Source organism: Candidatus Aeolococcus gillhamiae (assembly GCF_016464765.1).
In the GTDB taxonomy this organism is placed as follows: Bacteria; Chloroflexota; Dormibacteria; order Aeolococcales; family Aeolococcaceae; genus Aeolococcus; species Aeolococcus gillhamiae.
Window position 1 is genome coordinate 1 of sequence record NZ_JAEKNS010000024.1, and the last position, 14779, is coordinate 14779.

A 14779-nucleotide genomic window follows, 5' to 3' on the forward strand; every position below is an offset into this window, starting at 1 on the left:
GGGGGGGGGGGGGGGCGCCGCCGCCGGTGGGGCCAAATCATCCTCCCAGGACTCGGGCTGTATCTCGACGTTCAGCCAGTCCTCGTCGGCTTCGAGAAGACCCGCGTCCGCGCCGGACGGGTCAGGGAGGATTGCGGCGGCCTCGACCTCCGGGGAGACTGCGGGTTCCTCCACCGGCGCTCTGTCCCACGACGGAGGAGTGGATCGCACGCCGTCGAGAGGGAGATCGGGCTGGACGTCGGGAGCGACGGTGGACACGGCCATCCCCTCGGCAACGCGTTCGGGACGGCGTGGCGTCCAGGGAAGCGCGGGACTGCTGGTGCCGGCCTGCCAGGGGCGTCGTTCGTCGAATGGCGCCGCCGGTGGCGGAGGGATCACCGGGGAGTCAACGGCCGAGTCGATGCTGATCCCCACCTGCTCCAGCATCAGCTGCGCGGACCCGGGATCGACGGTGACCCTGGCGAGCTGGCCCACGCGTTTCTTCTCATCGCGCAGGGTCGCTGCACCCGCGCTGCACCGCGCGCAGCCGACCAGGTGGGCGTCCACCTCGGCGCCCCGCTGCGACGCCAGCTCACCGTCGATGAATGTGCTGAGCGTGAGCAGGCTGCACTTCACAGCGCGATCTCGCTGTAGATGGTGCCGAAGTCGCGCCGTGCCGCCGCCAGGAGGCGACCGGCTGCCTCAGGAGAGCACTCCAACGCCCGCGACATCTCACGGTAGTCGAGGCCGGCGAGATCGTGGAGCAGAAGCGCCGCGCGGCGCTCGAACGGAAGGGTAGCCAGGGCGCGCTTGACGGTGTTCATACGCGACGCCGCCTCGCCGTCCATGCGCGCCTGGAAGGCGGGCCGAGGCCGGCGCAGGAAGCGGGCGGGACCGTGCTCGCGCGGTGGGAAGCGATGCCCCTGCCGGCACGCGCGGGTCACCGCACGGTAGAGGGCGGCGCGCCCGTCAACGCGCAGGCGGGTGGGCGGGTACTTGGCCGCGTGCGCGAGGCCGCCGGCCACAAACTCGAGGGCGTCGTCCCCGCTGCCGCTCAGGTGCGCGACGTACGTCACGAGATCATCGAGATGCCCGCAGGCCAAGCCTGCGAGGTCACTCGCATCGGGTGCGATGTGTGCTGCGACGTTGATCATGACGTTGTCGTGCGAGTGAGCACGCGCTGCGCGCAAGCATACAGGCGAGTCCTAGTTCTGGCAAGGTTGCTCAGAGATCGGCCGGCGCGCCGCAGCTCAGCGCCGGTCAATGGCCGGCAGAGGGACGCGGCGGATGGCTCCGCCACGTACCGCCGACGGAGCGCCCAGCCCGCATCGACGCCACGCCGTGCGGGGCATGCCGATGTCAGCGACGTGGACTGTGCCGGTCCACCGCCGCGAAGCAGCAGCCCAGAAGCCCTGCTTGCACGCGGTGAGCGTGCACGTCGCGGCGGCGTGCACCGCTACGCCCGCGGCGGTGCCGTCATCGGCGTTGAGGCCGCTCGGCACGTCGACGCTGAGAATGGTGCCGCGCATCCCGGCGATGACGGCGGCGTGCCCGGCGCGCGGCAGCCCGGTCATCCCGGTGCCAAGCAGGGCGTCGATGACCAGCGCGGCACCGGCGGGCGCAAGCGCGTCGCGGGGATCGGCCGACACCGTCACCTCAACGCCGGACGCTGCGGCCGCGTGGCCCTGGCGCTCGACCACCCCGGCAAGCCGGGCGGGGTCGCCGTGCACGGTCGCGGTGACGGCGCAGCCCCAGGCGCTCAGGTGACGCGCCGCCACAAGGCCGTCGCCGCCGTTGTTGCCATGACCGGCCACAACGTGAAGGCGCCGGGGACGCGAGCCGTTCATGGTCCAGGCCAGCCGGGCGACCTGGAAACCGGCCACCTCCATGAGCTGGGCGATGTCGACACCAATGGCGACGGCCGCGGCGTCGAGCGCGGCCACCTGGTCGGCGGTCAGCGCGCCGTAGCGGTGTTGCGCGGTCCGGTCCATACGGGCACTCCACTGTGGTGGTTTGGGTACCGTACTCCGGCACATGGCAACCACACCGGCGGCGCCGGAGCGGACCAGCCGCAGCGTCTCCCGGCGCGGCCTGGTGATCTTCGTCGTCGCCCTGGCGGCGGTGGTTGTCGCCGCAGTGGTCGGCATCCGCGGGCTGCTCGCCTCCCCCATCGAGTCGGTGGCCGCCGACGGCACGGCCACCCTGCACGGCACGTGGGAGCCGTACTCGTGCGACGCGCGAACGTGCCAGGGCTACGTCCAGGCCGGCGCCCGCGGCGTCTTCATCGTCCTGGCCACTGGCTGCCCGCAGCCGCAGCGTGCCGCCGACATCACGGTGAAAGGCCGCCCCGACACCGCGCTGGGGAAGGGTTCTTACCGCGCCACGGGCTGCGCCAACTGACCGGCTAGCTGCGGTGCTGGCGACGCCCCGGGATGCGCTGCTCCACCGAGTAGCGCACCAGGCGCAGCCAGACGAACAGCCCGCCGATGGCGATGCCCAGCGCCACCGAGGCCAGGATCACAACGAAGAGCGGGGCACCGGGCCAGGACCAGACCAGGAACTTGACCGAGGTCGCGCCGGTGTTCTGAGCGCAGAACACGGTGAGGACCACGGCGCCGAGAACCACCGCGGCGATGACCAGCCTGGCCAGGTTGGAGATGTGCGCCGCGACCGGCACGTGCGCCGGCGTCGCCTCGCGGTCGGGTGGCGCGGCAGCCGTGTTTTCCGGCGGACCCGAAGGCGGGGGTGCTTGCTGCATCGCGTCCTACTGTACAGGCAGATACCTGCGCTGCCGCCTGGCGCATACCAGGAAATCGAAGTCCGTCGCGGAGCGACAGCGGCGCACGAGGTGCGCCGAGGGCGAAGGAGTAAAAAAAACGGCCGGGACGCTGTGTCCCGGCCGCTCTGGATCAATGATCCGAGGTCGATCTAGTACTCCGGCATGGGCGGCGCGGCCGCACCCTTCCTCTCCGGGATGTCGGTGATCAGTGCCTCGGTGGTGAGCAGCAGGGCGGCGATGGAGGCCGCGTTCTGCAGCGCCGAACGGGTCACCTTGGTGGGGTCGATGATCCCCGCCGCGACCATGTCGACGTACTCACCGGTGGCGGCGTTGTAGCCCTGGCCCTTGGGCAGGTTCTTCACCTTCTCGACGACCACCGAACCCTCCTCGCCGGCGTTGTCGGCGATCTGGCGAAGTGGCTCCTCGAGCGCGCGGCGGAGGATGTTGACGCCGGTCTTGACGTCACCCTCGGCCTTGACGCCGTCGAGTGCCGAGACGCAGTTGACGAGCACCACACCGCCGCCGGGCACGATCCCCTCCTCGACGGCCGCGCGTGTGGCGGACACAGCGTCCTCCATGCGGTGCTTCTTCTCTTTGAGCTCGGTCTCCGTGGCGGCACCGACCTTGATGACGGCGACACCACCGGCGAGCTTGGCGAGCCGCTCCTGCAGCTTCTCCTTGTCCCAGTCCGAGGTGCTCTTCTCGATCTCAGCCTTGATCTGCTCGATGCGACCCTTGATGGCGTCCTGCGAGCCGGCTCCCTCGACGATCGTGGTGTCGTCCTTGGTGACGGTGACGCGGCGGGCGCGGCCAAGAGAGGTGAGCTGCGTGGAGTCGAGCTTGAGGCCCACCTCCTCGCTGATCACCTGCGCACCTGTGAGGATGGCGATGTCCTGAAGCATGGCCTTGCGGCGATCTCCAAAGCCCGGTGCCTTGACGGCAACCGCGTTGAAGGTGCCGCGAAGCTTGTTGACGATGATGGTGGCCAGCGCCTCGCCCTCGAGGTCCTCAGCGATCACCAGAAGCGGCTTGCCGCTCTGCACAACCTTCTCGAGAATCGGCAGCAGGTCAGCGATCGCCGAGATCTTCTTGTCGGTGATGAGGATGTACGGATCCTCGAGAACGGCCTCCATGCGCTGGGCATTGGTGACCAGGTACGGGGAGATGTAGCCCTTGTCGAACTGCATGCCCTCGACGAGCTCGAGCTCGGTCTCGAGGCCTTTGCTCTCCTCGACGGTGATGACGCCGTCCTTGCCGACCTTCTCCATGGCGTCGGCGACGATCTCGCCGATGGCGGGATCAGCGGCCGAGATTGCGGCCACCTGGGCGATCTTCTCGCGCTCGCTGATGGGAACCGACTGCTCCTTGATGGCAGCCACCACGGCCTCGACGGCGAGCTCGATGCCCTTCTTCAGCTGGATCGGGTTGGCGCCTGCGGCCACGTTCTGGAGGCCTGCATTGATCAGCGCCTGGGCGAGGACGGTGGCGGTGGTGGTGCCGTCGCCGGCGATGTCGTTGGTCTTGGAGGCGACCTCCTTGACCAGCTGAGCGCCCATGTTCTGGAATGGCTCCTCGAGCTCGATCTCCTTGGCGATGGTGACGCCGTCGTTGGTGATCGTCGGGGAACCGAATTTCTTGTCGAGGACCACGTTGCGGCCTTTGGGGCCGATCGTGATCTTGACGGCGTTGGCGACACGGTCAACGCCCTTGCGCATCTCGTCGCGGGCTTCCGCGTCGAAGAGCAACTGCTTGGCCATCAAACTCCTCCTCCCGCCTCATGTGGACGGGTTCAAGCACACTGAGAACCTGTTCGGTTGGGAGAGGTAATCTTAGCACTCTCGGTATCGGAGTGCTAGCAGCCTCCTCCCCCGAGCGCCAGCCGTGGCGCTTGGAAGTGGCGCCGGCGCGGGCGGGGGAAGGCCGGCGCGTGCCCACCTCCCCCGCCGCTGTCAGACGGTCAGGACGGCAACCCTTGAACAGCGTGGTCGCCGATTGTGGCCACGCGGCCTGCGGCTTCACCGCCGGTGAGTATCAATTTCACACCAGCGCGCGTGCAGACCTATTCCTCCGGCGCAGTGCCACGGCGGCCAGTAGTGCCCCCGCAAGCGCAATCGCGATCAGTGGCCTGGCGAACTCCGGAATTGCCACAGGGAGGGCGCCAGACACGTAGTTGTAGCAGCACACGCCGTCGATTTCCAAAGGCATGTTGTCGATGCGCTCGTTGGCGTTGGTGGTGACATTGTCCTGGTGTGTGGTGGCGAAGGCGTAACCACCGACCTCCTCCAGCGTATTGGCCGCAGTCGGGGTGCCAACATCGGCCAGGGTCGAGATCTTGATGGTGATCGTGCACGGTTGGTTGGGTCCCGGCGTCGCGGGGCAACTGACGCCGCTTCCAGGTGTTTCTGCCAGGCCGCTTCCGGCTGGGTTGTTCGGATTGCCTGGCTCCGGGTAGACGAGGGCGTGCGGGTCGCACGCGCTCACCGAGCAGTCGTCGATGCTCTGAGTCCTGCCCGCGTAAAAGATCGGCGGCCCACTGGGCGGGAATTCCGCCGCGGCGTAGTAAAGAGTTGACGGATGGGCGGGGTCACCCGGGGTGAGCATGCTCCAGCGGGTCACATACTGGAGGTAGGCCGAACCGAGCACGCTCGTGCGAGCCGCTGCCAGAGCCGCTGCCGACAAGTCGGACACCTGCATGGTGACGGTCAGCACTCCCCCACTCAGGTCCATGGACTGGTTGCGGATGTCCATGCCAGGTACGTTGGTACCGCCGATGACGGGATACAGCGCGTCTCCCGCCGGATCGTTCATCCCGCCGACCGGCGCATTCGATGGGCCAGTGACCGCGGCTCCGAAGAGCCCGGGTCCGGAGTTCTGGCGCGCGACGGTGATGACAGCGGCTCCGGCGTGGTCAGTGCAGACCTGCGAGCCGCAGGTGCCGGTGCCGAAGCCGGGTTGAATCAGTCCGTTTGAGGTGTCGTCGTAGACGATCTCCGCCGCACCCGTGGCGTCGATGGTGACCTCGAAAAAGTCGGCCATGTTCCGGTCGCCGGCGCTGACAACGCAGCCGGTACCGTTCAGACAGATGGAGTCGTAGTGGTTTGGATGTGGCGTCACCTTGGTGACGCCGCTCAGAGTCGGCGCAGCGCCGGTGACGCCGCCGTTGACATCCTTCGGAAAGGAAGCCTGGTTCATGAAGACGTTCCACTTTTGTCCGTTATGGGAGCTCGGGTCGACCGGTTTGTCCGACCCGTACCACACCGTGTCGGCGGCGCCGGCGCCGTCCTGGTTCACCCCCATGAGGAAACCGGCCTTGATCCACGGGAAGACGTTGACAGCGTCATTCCCCGCCACGCCCGAGCTGACCTGTGTCTTCGGGGTCCAGGTCGTCCACCCGGTGGCCGCGCTCGCGGCCGAGACAAAGACCTGGCGGTTGGACGGTGTCGCGCTTCTTCCCACCCACGTGACGTCGAGGTTGCGGGCCGAGTCGATTGACGACACAACGAAGTTGGCTGCCTCGCCGGAGTCGTTGGCGACGCCAGTTGCGACGGTGATGAGCTTGCTTGGATCGCCGCACGGGTTCGTGACGGTGGGCTCGTCGAGGAAGTCCAGATTTCCGCTGGCATCGGGGGTGCCGATGTTGAGCAGGATGCTGCTCCCCGAATAGTTGGCCTGGAAGACTTTGCCGGTGACCTGGTCAATCGAGATGTAGCCGTCCGCACCGAACGGTGAGTAGATCGGGGAGTTGGCGCTGTTTGGGTCCATGCACAGGTTGCCGTTTACCGCCGTGTCTTTCTTGGTGGCATCCGTATATGTCAGCCCGGGGTCGCCCGGGACAATCGAGGTGTTGCTCTTTACCCAGTGGGCGCCGGTGACCAGATTGTTGTACTCCTGGTAGGCGAGCGGGAACGGCCCCGTGTACGCACTGCTTGCGGCCAGGTGACCTGGCCCGGGGTCCCACACCGCGATCCATTGCCTGTCCGCAGCGACCGGAGGGACGCTGGCCCCACAGGCGGCCGGGTATACCTGCTGGTTGGTCGTTGCGCCGCCATCGGTGGTCGTGGCCTGCCGCAGACAGGTGAGAGCGTACAGGTCGGAGAAGTACTGCTTGCTGTTGCGGTCGAACTGGAGCTCGGTGTCGCCGCCCCCGGGAGGAGCGTTGAATGTCATCGCCGGGCTGGGACACCCCACGGGGGAGGCAGCAGGCGGCGACGGGATGACGGGGCACGCGCTGACAGCTCGGTACGTGTGACCACCATCGACGGATCCGAACCACACACTGCGCTGAACCCCTGTTCCGAGCGGTGCGCTCGAGAACACCCGGCCGAGGGCGTCGACTCCGATATTCGGCTCACCCCCCGGGTGGATCGCGTCCACAACCGACGGCGTCTCGAATCCGATCGCCGGCACAGCGGCACGGGCGGTCGGCACGCCTGCGGCGGCGACCAAGACAACAAGGATTCCAAACGCCTTTGCGCCTCGGACCATGACACCCCTCCCTTCCTTCGCTGTGCAGCGAGGATGCCAGCGATCGGCGCAGTCTAGTCGTTCGTGCAGGGATTGAAAAGGATGAGTGTTGGGCCGGTGCCTAGACGCGGTGGTTGGCCGCGTACGCGATGAGCGAGCCAGCCTCGGACTACAGAGCAGCGTCGGCCACCAGGGGATCAGGCTTCCTCCGCCTCCGGCTCGCCGGAGGATAAGCTGCCGCGGGTGAGCAGCGAACGGCCTCTGGAACACCGCGTGGCCATCGTGACGGGCTCCTCGCGCGGCATCGGCCGGGCGATGGCGCTACGGCTCGCCGCCGAGGGTGCCGCCGTCGTGATCACCGGCAAGTCAGAGCACTCAACGGAGCGGCTGCCGGGCAGCATCCACAGCGTCGCAGAGGAGATCACCTCAGCCGGGGGCCGGGCCATCGCTGTGCACCTCGACGTTCGCAAGGAGGATGACGTCGCCACCATGGTGCAGCGCACCGTCGACGCGTTCGGGCGCCTCGACATCCTGGTCAACAACGCCGGGGCGCTCTGGTGGAAGCCGTTCCTCGAGACCCCCCTGAAGCGCTACGACCTGATGTGGGAGGTCAACGTTCGCGGCGCGTTCACCTGCGCACAACACGCCCTGCCGCACATGATCCGCAATGGCTGGGGCCACGTCGTGATGTGCTCGCCGCCGATCGGGACCGAGCCCAACCCTGGGTACGTGGCCTACATGACCACCAAGATGGGCATGACCCGCCTTGCCGTTGGGATCGCGGCAGAGCACGAGAACGACAACGTCGCCTGCAACTCGCTGTGGCCGGTGACGCTCATCGAGAGCCTCGCCACCATCAACTACAGCGTCGGCGACCGCAGCATGTGGCGTTCTCCGGACATCCTCAGCGATGCCCTGGTGGAGATGGTCACCACCGAGCCGCGCCAGCTCACCGGACGTCAGCTCCTCGATGAGCCGTTCCTGCGTGAGCGCGGCTGGAGCCAGGAGCGACTCGACGCGTACTGGCTTGAGGGGCCGCCCCCGGAGCCGGTGTACATCGACGGCCGCGCAGGGTCGTCGATGTGAGGACCCCGCCTATCATCGGTTGATGCCCCGGTTTCCCGCGCCCACGTTGCGCACTGCGCTCGCCGCGGGGGCGATGGGTGCCGGCGCGGTGATCTCGGCTCGCGCCCTGCTACGTCCGCGCCAGGGTGGCGAGCCAGGGCTGGTCGACTGGGAGGCGGTGCGCCGCACCGCCTACGAGCGCGGCGGAGCAGGCGGCGGGGAGGCCGGCACAGGTTGCGCGGAGGACGTCGCGGCGCAGTGCGACCGCATCGCCGCCGAGCTGGCGCCGTTGATGGCCGCGGTCTGCGAGCAACCGCTCGTGCACTTCCCGCGGTTCGTGGTGCTCGACCGGCACGGTTTCGTCGACGTCAACATCGGCATCGCCAAGAGGCTGATCGTCCCCATCGAGGAGCTGCGCGCCACCCTTCCGGACTCGCGCGCGACCGCACTGGGTCGCGGCGTCATGAACCGCTACGTCGGCATGCTTTTCGGGATCATGTCGCAGCGCGTTCTCGGCCAATACGACCCGGTGCTCAGCCTCGGACCGCCGGCCGAGGGGGAAACCCCGGCGCTCTACCTGGTGGAGCCGAACATCGCCGGCTTCGCGCGCATCGCCGGGGCGCCGACCGAGCCCCTGCGCCGCTGGCTCATCCTCCACGAGCTCACCCACGCGTGGCAGTTCGGCGAGCACACGTGGCTGCGTGAGCACCTTGTGGGGATGATGGACGAGATGATCCGCAGCAGCCTGAAGCACGCCACCGGTGACGGCAACGGGAGGACGCCGAACGCCAGGCAGCTGCTGGAGCGACTGCCGGACGCGGTGCGCACCCAGCTGCGCGGCATCGCCAGGCTGCAGGCGGTGATGAGCGTGCTCGAGGGCTACGCGAACTTCGTCATGCACCGCGTCGGCAAGGAGAACCTCGATCACTTCGACGAGCTCGAGGCCGCCTTTGCGCGCCGGCGCGCCCAGCGCACCGTCGTGGAGCGCGCCGTTCTGGCCATCACCGGCATCAACATGAAGATGCGCCAATACGAGGTGGGCGAGCGCTTCTGCGAAGCCGTCGCGAGCGCCGGTGGGGTCACGCTGCTCAACCGCGTCTGGGAGGGCGCCGAGATGATGCCGTCGGCCGCGGAGCTGCGTCACCCGGATCAGTGGGTCGCGCGCGCCCGCCGGTGAGCGCCAGCACCGCGGCCTCGACCACCGCGGCGCCGAGGCGGCTCACGGCACAGCGCCGGCTCGTCGCGCAGACGCTCCGTGAGGCCCGGCGCACGGTCAGCGCCGCCGAGCTCTTCGGGAGCCTGCGCGCGCTCAACCCGCACATCGGGAGAGCGACGGTCTTCCGCAGCCTCGACGTGCTCGTCGACATGGGACTGGCGCAGCGATTCGAAGGCGATGGCCACGTTCACCTCTACACCTCCTGCGAGCCGGTCCACCACCACCACCTCGTCTGCCGGACGTGCGGGACCACGACGGACATCGACGACGCTGAGGTCGAGGCGTTGATCACCTCGGTGCGCCGCCGTCACCGGTTCACCCTCGACCACCACTCCCTGGACTTCTACGGGACCTGTGCCCGATGCACCTCACCGGGGTAACGGACTACAGACGATACTGAGTATCAGTTAGGATGCCGCTGTGATCGGCATCCTGGTGGCCGCGCTCACCTTCTTCTCCACCTCTCTGGGAGGCCTGGCGGCCGTCCGGGTTCGTGATCGCATGCACCTCCTGCTCGGGTTCAGCTCGGGCGCCGTCCTGGGGGTGGCGCTCTTCGACGTGTTCCCGGAGCTGATCTCACGCAGCAGGAGTGCCGGCATCGAGGTGTCCCAGGCAATGCTCTTCGTTGCCGTCGGGTTCCTGGCGTTCTTCCTGCTCGAGAAATTCACCTCCCTCCACCATGGCCCGGGGCATGGTCACGAACACGGGCGAAAGAGCACTGACGTGGGCATGGTTGCCGCAGCCGGGCTGTCGTTCCACAGCTTCCTCGACGGCGTCGCCATCGGTGTCGGCTTCAAGACCGATCTCAAGCTCGGGGTGGCCATCGGCATCGCCGTGCTCGCTCACGACTTCGTCGACGGCCTGAACACCGTCACCATCGTCCTCGCCCACGGGAACTCGCTGCGGCGCGCGCTACGCTGGCTCCTCCTCGATGCGCTGACTCCGCTGATGGGCGCCACGGTGGCGCTCGTCGCGCCCCTCCCCAGCGGCATCCTCCCGTACATCCTCGGCAGCTTCGTGGGCGTGTTCGTGTACATCGGCGCATCGGACCTGCTCCCCGAGGCGCGCGAACACGATTCGCCGTGGCCGGCCGCCGCAACGGTCGCCGGGATGGGTCTGCTCTGGGGGGTGACGCGTCTCATCTGAGCGCGGTTGGCCGAGATCGTTGACTCGCCCGCTTCGTCACTGCCAACGTCGCCCGCGATGAAGACCGTCCGCATCGGTGCCGGCCAGGGCTTCTACGGGGACACACCCGACGGCGCGGTCGGGGTCGCCGAGCGCGGCGACGTTGCCTACATCTGCTGCGACGCGCTCGCCGAGCTGACCATGGCCGTCCTCCAGAAGGACCGCATGCGCGATGCCGGCGGCGGGTTTGCGCGCGACCTCCCGGCGTTCATGCGCGCGCTGCTGCCGGTGACCCGCGGCAAGGGCATTCGCATCATCACCAACGGCGGAGGCATGAACCCCGTGGCCGCGGCGGCAGCGGTGCGCCAAGTCGCCGGCGAGCTGGGCATCGACGGTCTGCGCGTGGCCACGGTCAGTGGGGACGACATCACTACGCGATTCGACGAGCTGCGCGCGCGGGGCGCGGAGCTGCGCAACATGGACACCGGCGCCGACCTGGCCACGATCCGAGACCGCACGGTCTTCGGCGTCGCCTACCTGGGCGCGCGCCCGGTCGTCGAGGCACTCGCGCGCGGCGCCGACGTGGTGGTGACCGGGCGGGTGGCCGACGCGTCCCTGTTCCTGGCCCCGATGGTCCATGAGCTGGGCTGGCGATGGGACGACTGGGACCGGCTCGCCACCGGCGTGGTGCTCGGCCACCTCATGGAGTGCTCCGGCCAGGCGACGGGTGGAAACTTCAGCGGCGACTGGTGGAACATCCCCGACCTCGACCGCGTCGGCTACCCGGTGTGCGAGGTGGGTGAGGACGGCTCGGCGTTGCTGACGAAACCGGCCCAAACCGGGGGCCGGGTCAGCGTCGAGACCGTCGCCGAACAGTTGCTGTACGAGGTGCTCGACCCGCATCGCTACCTCAACCCCGACGTCGTCGCCGACTTCACCAGCGTTCGCCTCGAGGACTCAGGCGCCGACACCGTGTCCATCAGCGGTGTGCGCGGGAGTGCTCGGCCCGATCAGCTCAAGGCGGTGATCGGCTACCTCGACGGCTGGCTCGGCGCCGCCATGATCGGCTACTCCTGGCCGAACGCACTCGCCAAGGCGCGCCACGCCGCGCTGCTCATCGACCGCCTCGCCGAGCGTGCCGGGGTGGTGCCGCTGGAACAGGTCACCGAGTACATCGGCATCGATTCCCTGCACGGCGACGCAGCCGACCTGGGTGCGGCGGCCGACGCCAACGAGGTGACGCTGCGCATCGCCGGCCGATTCGCGACCGAGGCTGAGGCGCGCAGCTTCCCGCGGCTGGCCACGCCGCTGGCGCTCAACGGGCCACCGTTCATCGGCGGCGGCAGCACCCCTCAGGCGGCCCGCGCGCTGCTCGGGGTCTGGCCCACCCTGGTGCCGCGCGAGCACATCGAAGATGGCGTCGAGGTCGTCGTCGACGAGGTCGCGCGGTGAGCTGCGAGGTGACGCTCGCCGACATCGCCCGGGCGCGCAGCGGCGACAAGGGCGACCTCGCCAACGTCGCCCTCTTCGCCGCCGACGACGCCGTCTACGCCGCGCTGGTCCGTGAGGTCACCGCGGAGCGGGTGCGGGCTCACTTCGGTCGCTTCGTTCGTGGCGAGGTCGAGCGATTCGAGGTGCCCAACGTGCGCGCCCTCAACTTCGTCCTCCACGAAGCGCTCGACGGCGGGGCGGCGCGGTCTCTGCGCAGCGATCCCCTCGGCAAGTCCTACGGCTCGCTGCTGCTGCGCATGCGCGTCACGCTCACCGACGACGAAGCGGCCACAGCCCCGGCGCGGCAGGCGCCACCCCGCTGACCCGGCTCAGATCTTCGCGAGCACCCTGCTGCGCCGGCGCTCGTATTCGACCTCGCTGATCTGGCCGCGATGGCGCAGGCCGCGCAGCCCGCGGATCTCGCTGAGCAGCTCGATGAGCGGCGCGTCCTGGCGCGGCAGGGTCCACTGGCGTTGATTGCCGGTCGTCTGCAGCTGCGGCGGCCTGGTGTCCCAGCTGCGCAGGAAGAACACCGCCTTGAGAGCGTGGTAGGGCAGCGCGTACACCTCCGCCCTGTCCGCCTCCGGGGTGAGCAGCTCGAGCGTCATGCCGTTGCGGTGCCGCTCGGGCACCCTGCGCAGCAGCCCCTTGACCACCTCGCCGTCCCAGAAGTGCAGCGCCACCTTGCGGAGCACGTCGTCCGGCACCGGCTCGGTGATCTCTTCGCGGCCGAGCAGGACGCGTTTCACCGACGCCAGCGGCACGATGGCCGAGTGGGTGTTGTCGCGCGGGCTGTCGAAGCTCAGCTCGAACTCGGCGCGCTCGAGGTCCAGATCCGGGGTGCGGCCCTCGGCGACCTCGTCGTCAGCGAAGCGAACGAAGACGCGGCGTTCCCCCTCGTCGGTATCCAGCCGCCACGTCTCCATTGCCATATCCCTTCCGCCGCCACAGTCCCGGTACGCCGCACGACCGCTCGGCCCTGCAATTGGTTAGACGCTGGGCCAAAGGCAAACCTTGCAGGCGTCAACAGACCCGCAGAAGCCTGTGGAAAGCGGTGGTATACTCGCCGCGATCGGGGCAAACGTCCCCGTCATGGAGGGGGACGGTCACGGACCAGACGCGAGGCTCTGTTCCTGCTTCCGACGACCTGGCTCTGATCACGGCGTACCTGGCGGGGGACGTTGGAGCCTTCGACGTCCTCTTCCAGCGGTACCACGCCCGCGTCCGCGCGGTGTGCCTGCGCTACGTCGGCGACGAGGCGCTCGCCGAGGACCTGGTCCAGGAGACTTTCTACAACGTCATCCGCGCGCTGGCGCGTGTCGACCAGAGCTTCAACTTCGGCGCCTGGGTGCACCGCATCGCGGTGAACATCTGCCAGGACGAGCTGCGCCGGCGCAACCGCCGCGCCCTGCACATCCACCAGGGCCGTGGCGACCCCGAAGAGGCGATGCTGAAGATCGCCGACCGGGATCGCAGTGGCCACCCCGAGGACGCGCTGGAGATGAGCAGCCTGCGGCAACTGGTGTGGGAGGTGGCCAAGAAGCTTCCCGAGCGGCAGCGCATGGTGCTCACGCTGCGCGAGCTGCAGGGCCTGTCCTACGCATCCATCGCCCGCGTCATGGGTATCACCGACGCGGCCGTCGAGACCCTCCTGCATCGCGCCCGAAAGCGCTTCAAAGAGGAGTACCTGCGCCTGGACAGCCCGCCGGAGGAGCGCACCCACTGCGCTGAGCTCGCCTTCATGATGAGTCGCGGCAAGCTCAGCGCCGCCGACCAGCGCGAGGCCATTGAGCACCTGGAGAGCTGCGCGCTCTGTCGCAACGCCTACCAGACGACGACCGTCGGCTTCCGAGCGCAGCACGCGGTGGTGCCGGCATAGGGCGGATGGTCGGCGGCGGCACGGGCCGGCCGCGCGTGGTCTGCGCACCGAACGCGTTCAAGGGCACGCTCTCTGCCGCCGGGGCGGCGCGCGCGCTGGCCCGCGGAGTCACCGACGCAGGCGGGGTGGCGGCGTCCATCGCCGTCGCGGACGGCGGTGACGGCACGCTCGACGTCCTCCTCGCGGCGGCCGGATCCGCCGCGCGGGTGCAGCGAGTGCGGGTCACCGGACCGGTTGGGCGGCAACGGCTCGCCCGGCTCGGCTGGGTCGCCGCCGACGTGGCCGTCGTCGAGATGGCCGAGGCCGCCGGCCTGCGCCTGCTCGGGGCCGGGCGTGACCCGATGGGTGCCAGCAGCCGCGGCGCCGGCGAGCTCATCGTCGCCGCCCTGGAAGCCGGGGCCCGTCGGGTCATCGTCGGGGTGGGCGGCAGCGCCTCGACCGATGGCGGGGCGGGGATCCTCACGGCGCTGGGAGCGCGCCTCCTCGACCGTGCGGGCCGGCCAGTCGGTCGCGGCGGCGGCGCCCTGCTCTCCATCGCCGCGGTCGACCTCTCCGCCGTCGACCCGCGTCTGCGCACCACCGCGATCGAAGTGGCGATGGATGTGCGCAGCCCGCTGTTCGGTCCTGACGGGGCCGCCCACGTCTTCGGTGCGCAGAAGGGCGCCGACGACAGCCAGACGCGCACGCTCGACGCGGGGCTCCGCCATCTTGCCCGGCTGGTCGAGGAGGCCGCCGGGCTGGCGGGGCTGGCGGAGCGCCCCGGCGCCGGGGCGGCCGGGGG

General features: G+C 69.2%; 16 protein-coding genes. 9 read left to right on the plus strand and 7 right to left on the minus strand.

Annotated features, from left to right (window positions below; genetic code table 11):
- From JF886_RS01515 to JF886_RS01525, 3 genes are all read right to left on the minus strand, one after another.
- Nucleotides 1-615: zf-HC2 domain-containing protein (locus JF886_RS01515; RefSeq protein WP_337308905.1), on the minus strand; the 615-nt coding region annotated here is incomplete at its 3' end.
- Nucleotides 612-1133: an RNA polymerase sigma factor gene (locus JF886_RS01520; RefSeq protein WP_337308907.1), complete on the minus strand. Its 522-nt coding sequence runs from the start codon at nucleotides 1131-1133 to the stop codon at nucleotides 612-614. The genes JF886_RS01520 and JF886_RS01515, both read right to left, overlap by 4 nt.
- A gap of 96 nt (nucleotides 1134-1229) precedes the next feature.
- Nucleotides 1230-1970 (minus strand): NAD(P)H-hydrate epimerase, encoded by a 741-nt coding sequence (locus JF886_RS01525; RefSeq protein ID WP_337308909.1) that lies wholly within the window; start codon nucleotides 1968-1970, stop codon nucleotides 1230-1232.
- Between the two features lie 43 nt (nucleotides 1971-2013).
- Here JF886_RS01525 and JF886_RS01530 point away from each other — a divergent pair, with 43 nt between their 5' ends.
- Nucleotides 2014-2379 (plus strand): hypothetical protein, encoded by a 366-nt coding sequence (locus JF886_RS01530; protein ID WP_337308911.1) that lies wholly within the window; start codon nucleotides 2014-2016, stop codon nucleotides 2377-2379.
- Between the two features lie 4 nt (nucleotides 2380-2383).
- Here JF886_RS01530 and JF886_RS01535 read toward each other — a convergent pair whose 3' ends face one another.
- The 3 genes from JF886_RS01535 to JF886_RS01545 form a co-directional block, all read right to left on the minus strand.
- A complete protein-coding gene (locus tag JF886_RS01535) occupies nucleotides 2384-2737 on the minus strand; it encodes a lipopolysaccharide assembly protein LapA domain-containing protein (protein WP_337308913.1) in 354 nt (117 codons plus the stop codon).
- A gap of 170 nt (nucleotides 2738-2907) precedes the next feature.
- The gene (gene groL, locus JF886_RS01540) at nucleotides 2908-4515 is read right to left on the minus strand and encodes a chaperonin GroEL (RefSeq protein WP_337308915.1); all 1608 of its coding nucleotides are present in this window, start codon (nucleotides 4513-4515) and stop codon (nucleotides 2908-2910) included.
- Nucleotides 4516-4795: 280 nt separating this feature from the next.
- Nucleotides 4796-7243, minus strand: coding sequence for a hypothetical protein (locus JF886_RS01545; RefSeq protein ID WP_337308917.1), 2448 nt, complete (start codon nucleotides 7241-7243; stop codon nucleotides 4796-4798).
- A gap of 222 nt (nucleotides 7244-7465) precedes the next feature.
- On the opposite strand from JF886_RS01545, the gene JF886_RS01550 reads away from it, so the two are divergent.
- From JF886_RS01550 to JF886_RS01575, 6 genes are read left to right on the plus strand one after another with little or no spacing between them, the layout of a single operon-like run.
- Nucleotides 7466-8308, plus strand: a complete 843-nt coding sequence (locus JF886_RS01550) for an SDR family oxidoreductase (RefSeq protein ID WP_337308919.1) — start codon at nucleotides 7466-7468, stop codon at nucleotides 8306-8308.
- A 22-nt stretch (nucleotides 8309-8330) separates the two neighbouring features.
- On the plus strand, nucleotides 8331-9464 hold the full coding sequence (locus tag JF886_RS01555; protein ID WP_337308921.1) for an Rv3626c family coenzyme F420 biosynthesis-associated protein: 1134 nt from the start codon (nucleotides 8331-8333) through the stop codon (nucleotides 9462-9464).
- The gene (locus JF886_RS01560; RefSeq protein ID WP_337308923.1) at nucleotides 9461-9883 is read left to right on the plus strand and encodes a Fur family transcriptional regulator; all 423 of its coding nucleotides are present in this window, start codon (nucleotides 9461-9463) and stop codon (nucleotides 9881-9883) included. The genes JF886_RS01555 and JF886_RS01560 overlap by 4 nt, the downstream gene beginning before the upstream one ends.
- 40 nt (nucleotides 9884-9923) lie before the next feature.
- Entirely contained in the window at nucleotides 9924-10649 is a 726-nt protein-coding gene (locus JF886_RS01565; protein WP_337308925.1) for a ZIP family metal transporter, read from the plus strand.
- 57 nt (nucleotides 10650-10706) lie between these two features.
- Nucleotides 10707-12080 carry an acyclic terpene utilization AtuA family protein gene (locus JF886_RS01570; RefSeq protein WP_337308927.1) on the plus strand — a complete coding sequence of 458 codons (1374 nt, stop codon included), beginning with the start codon at nucleotides 10707-10709 and terminating at the stop codon, nucleotides 12078-12080.
- Nucleotides 12077-12442: an AtuA-related protein gene (locus JF886_RS01575; RefSeq protein WP_337308928.1), complete on the plus strand. Its 366-nt coding sequence runs from the start codon at nucleotides 12077-12079 to the stop codon at nucleotides 12440-12442. The genes JF886_RS01570 and JF886_RS01575 overlap by 4 nt, the downstream gene beginning before the upstream one ends.
- Nucleotides 12443-12448: 6 nt before the next feature.
- Here JF886_RS01575 and JF886_RS01580 read toward each other — a convergent pair whose 3' ends face one another.
- Entirely contained in the window at nucleotides 12449-13045 is a 597-nt protein-coding gene (locus JF886_RS01580; RefSeq protein ID WP_337308929.1) for a hypothetical protein, read from the minus strand.
- Nucleotides 13046-13173: 128 nt separating this feature from the next.
- On the opposite strand from JF886_RS01580, the gene JF886_RS01585 reads away from it, so the two are divergent.
- Nucleotides 13174-13998 carry an RNA polymerase sigma factor gene (locus JF886_RS01585; protein WP_337308930.1) on the plus strand — a complete coding sequence of 275 codons (825 nt, stop codon included), beginning with the start codon at nucleotides 13174-13176 and terminating at the stop codon, nucleotides 13996-13998.
- 5 nt (nucleotides 13999-14003) lie between these two features.
- Nucleotides 14004-14779 (plus strand): glycerate kinase (locus tag JF886_RS01590; RefSeq protein ID WP_337308931.1); only part of this gene is annotated, 776 nt, incomplete at its 3' end.

Bases quoted from the DNA above. Each gene is read 5' to 3' on its own strand.
- JF886_RS01520 (WP_337308907.1), bottom strand. From the start codon at position 1,133: ATGATCAACGTCGCAGCACACATCGCACCCGATGCGAGTGACCTCGCA.
- JF886_RS01525 (WP_337308909.1), bottom strand. From the start codon at position 1,970: ATGGACCGGACCGCGCAACACCGCTACGGCGCGCTGACCGCCGACCAG.
- JF886_RS01530 (WP_337308911.1), top strand. From the start codon at position 2,014: ATGGCAACCACACCGGCGGCGCCGGAGCGGACCAGCCGCAGCGTCTCC.
- JF886_RS01535 (WP_337308913.1), bottom strand. From the start codon at position 2,737: ATGCAGCAAGCACCCCCGCCTTCGGGTCCGCCGGAAAACACGGCTGCC.
- groL (WP_337308915.1), bottom strand. From the start codon at position 4,515: ATGGCCAAGCAGTTGCTCTTCGACGCGGAAGCCCGCGACGAGATGCGC.
- JF886_RS01545 (WP_337308917.1), bottom strand. From the start codon at position 7,243: ATGGTCCGAGGCGCAAAGGCGTTTGGAATCCTTGTTGTCTTGGTCGCC.
- JF886_RS01555 (WP_337308921.1), top strand. From the start codon at position 8,331: ATGCCCCGGTTTCCCGCGCCCACGTTGCGCACTGCGCTCGCCGCGGGG.
- JF886_RS01570 (WP_337308927.1), top strand. From the start codon at position 10,707: ATGAAGACCGTCCGCATCGGTGCCGGCCAGGGCTTCTACGGGGACACA.
- JF886_RS01580 (WP_337308929.1), bottom strand. From the start codon at position 13,045: ATGGAGACGTGGCGGCTGGATACCGACGAGGGGGAACGCCGCGTCTTC.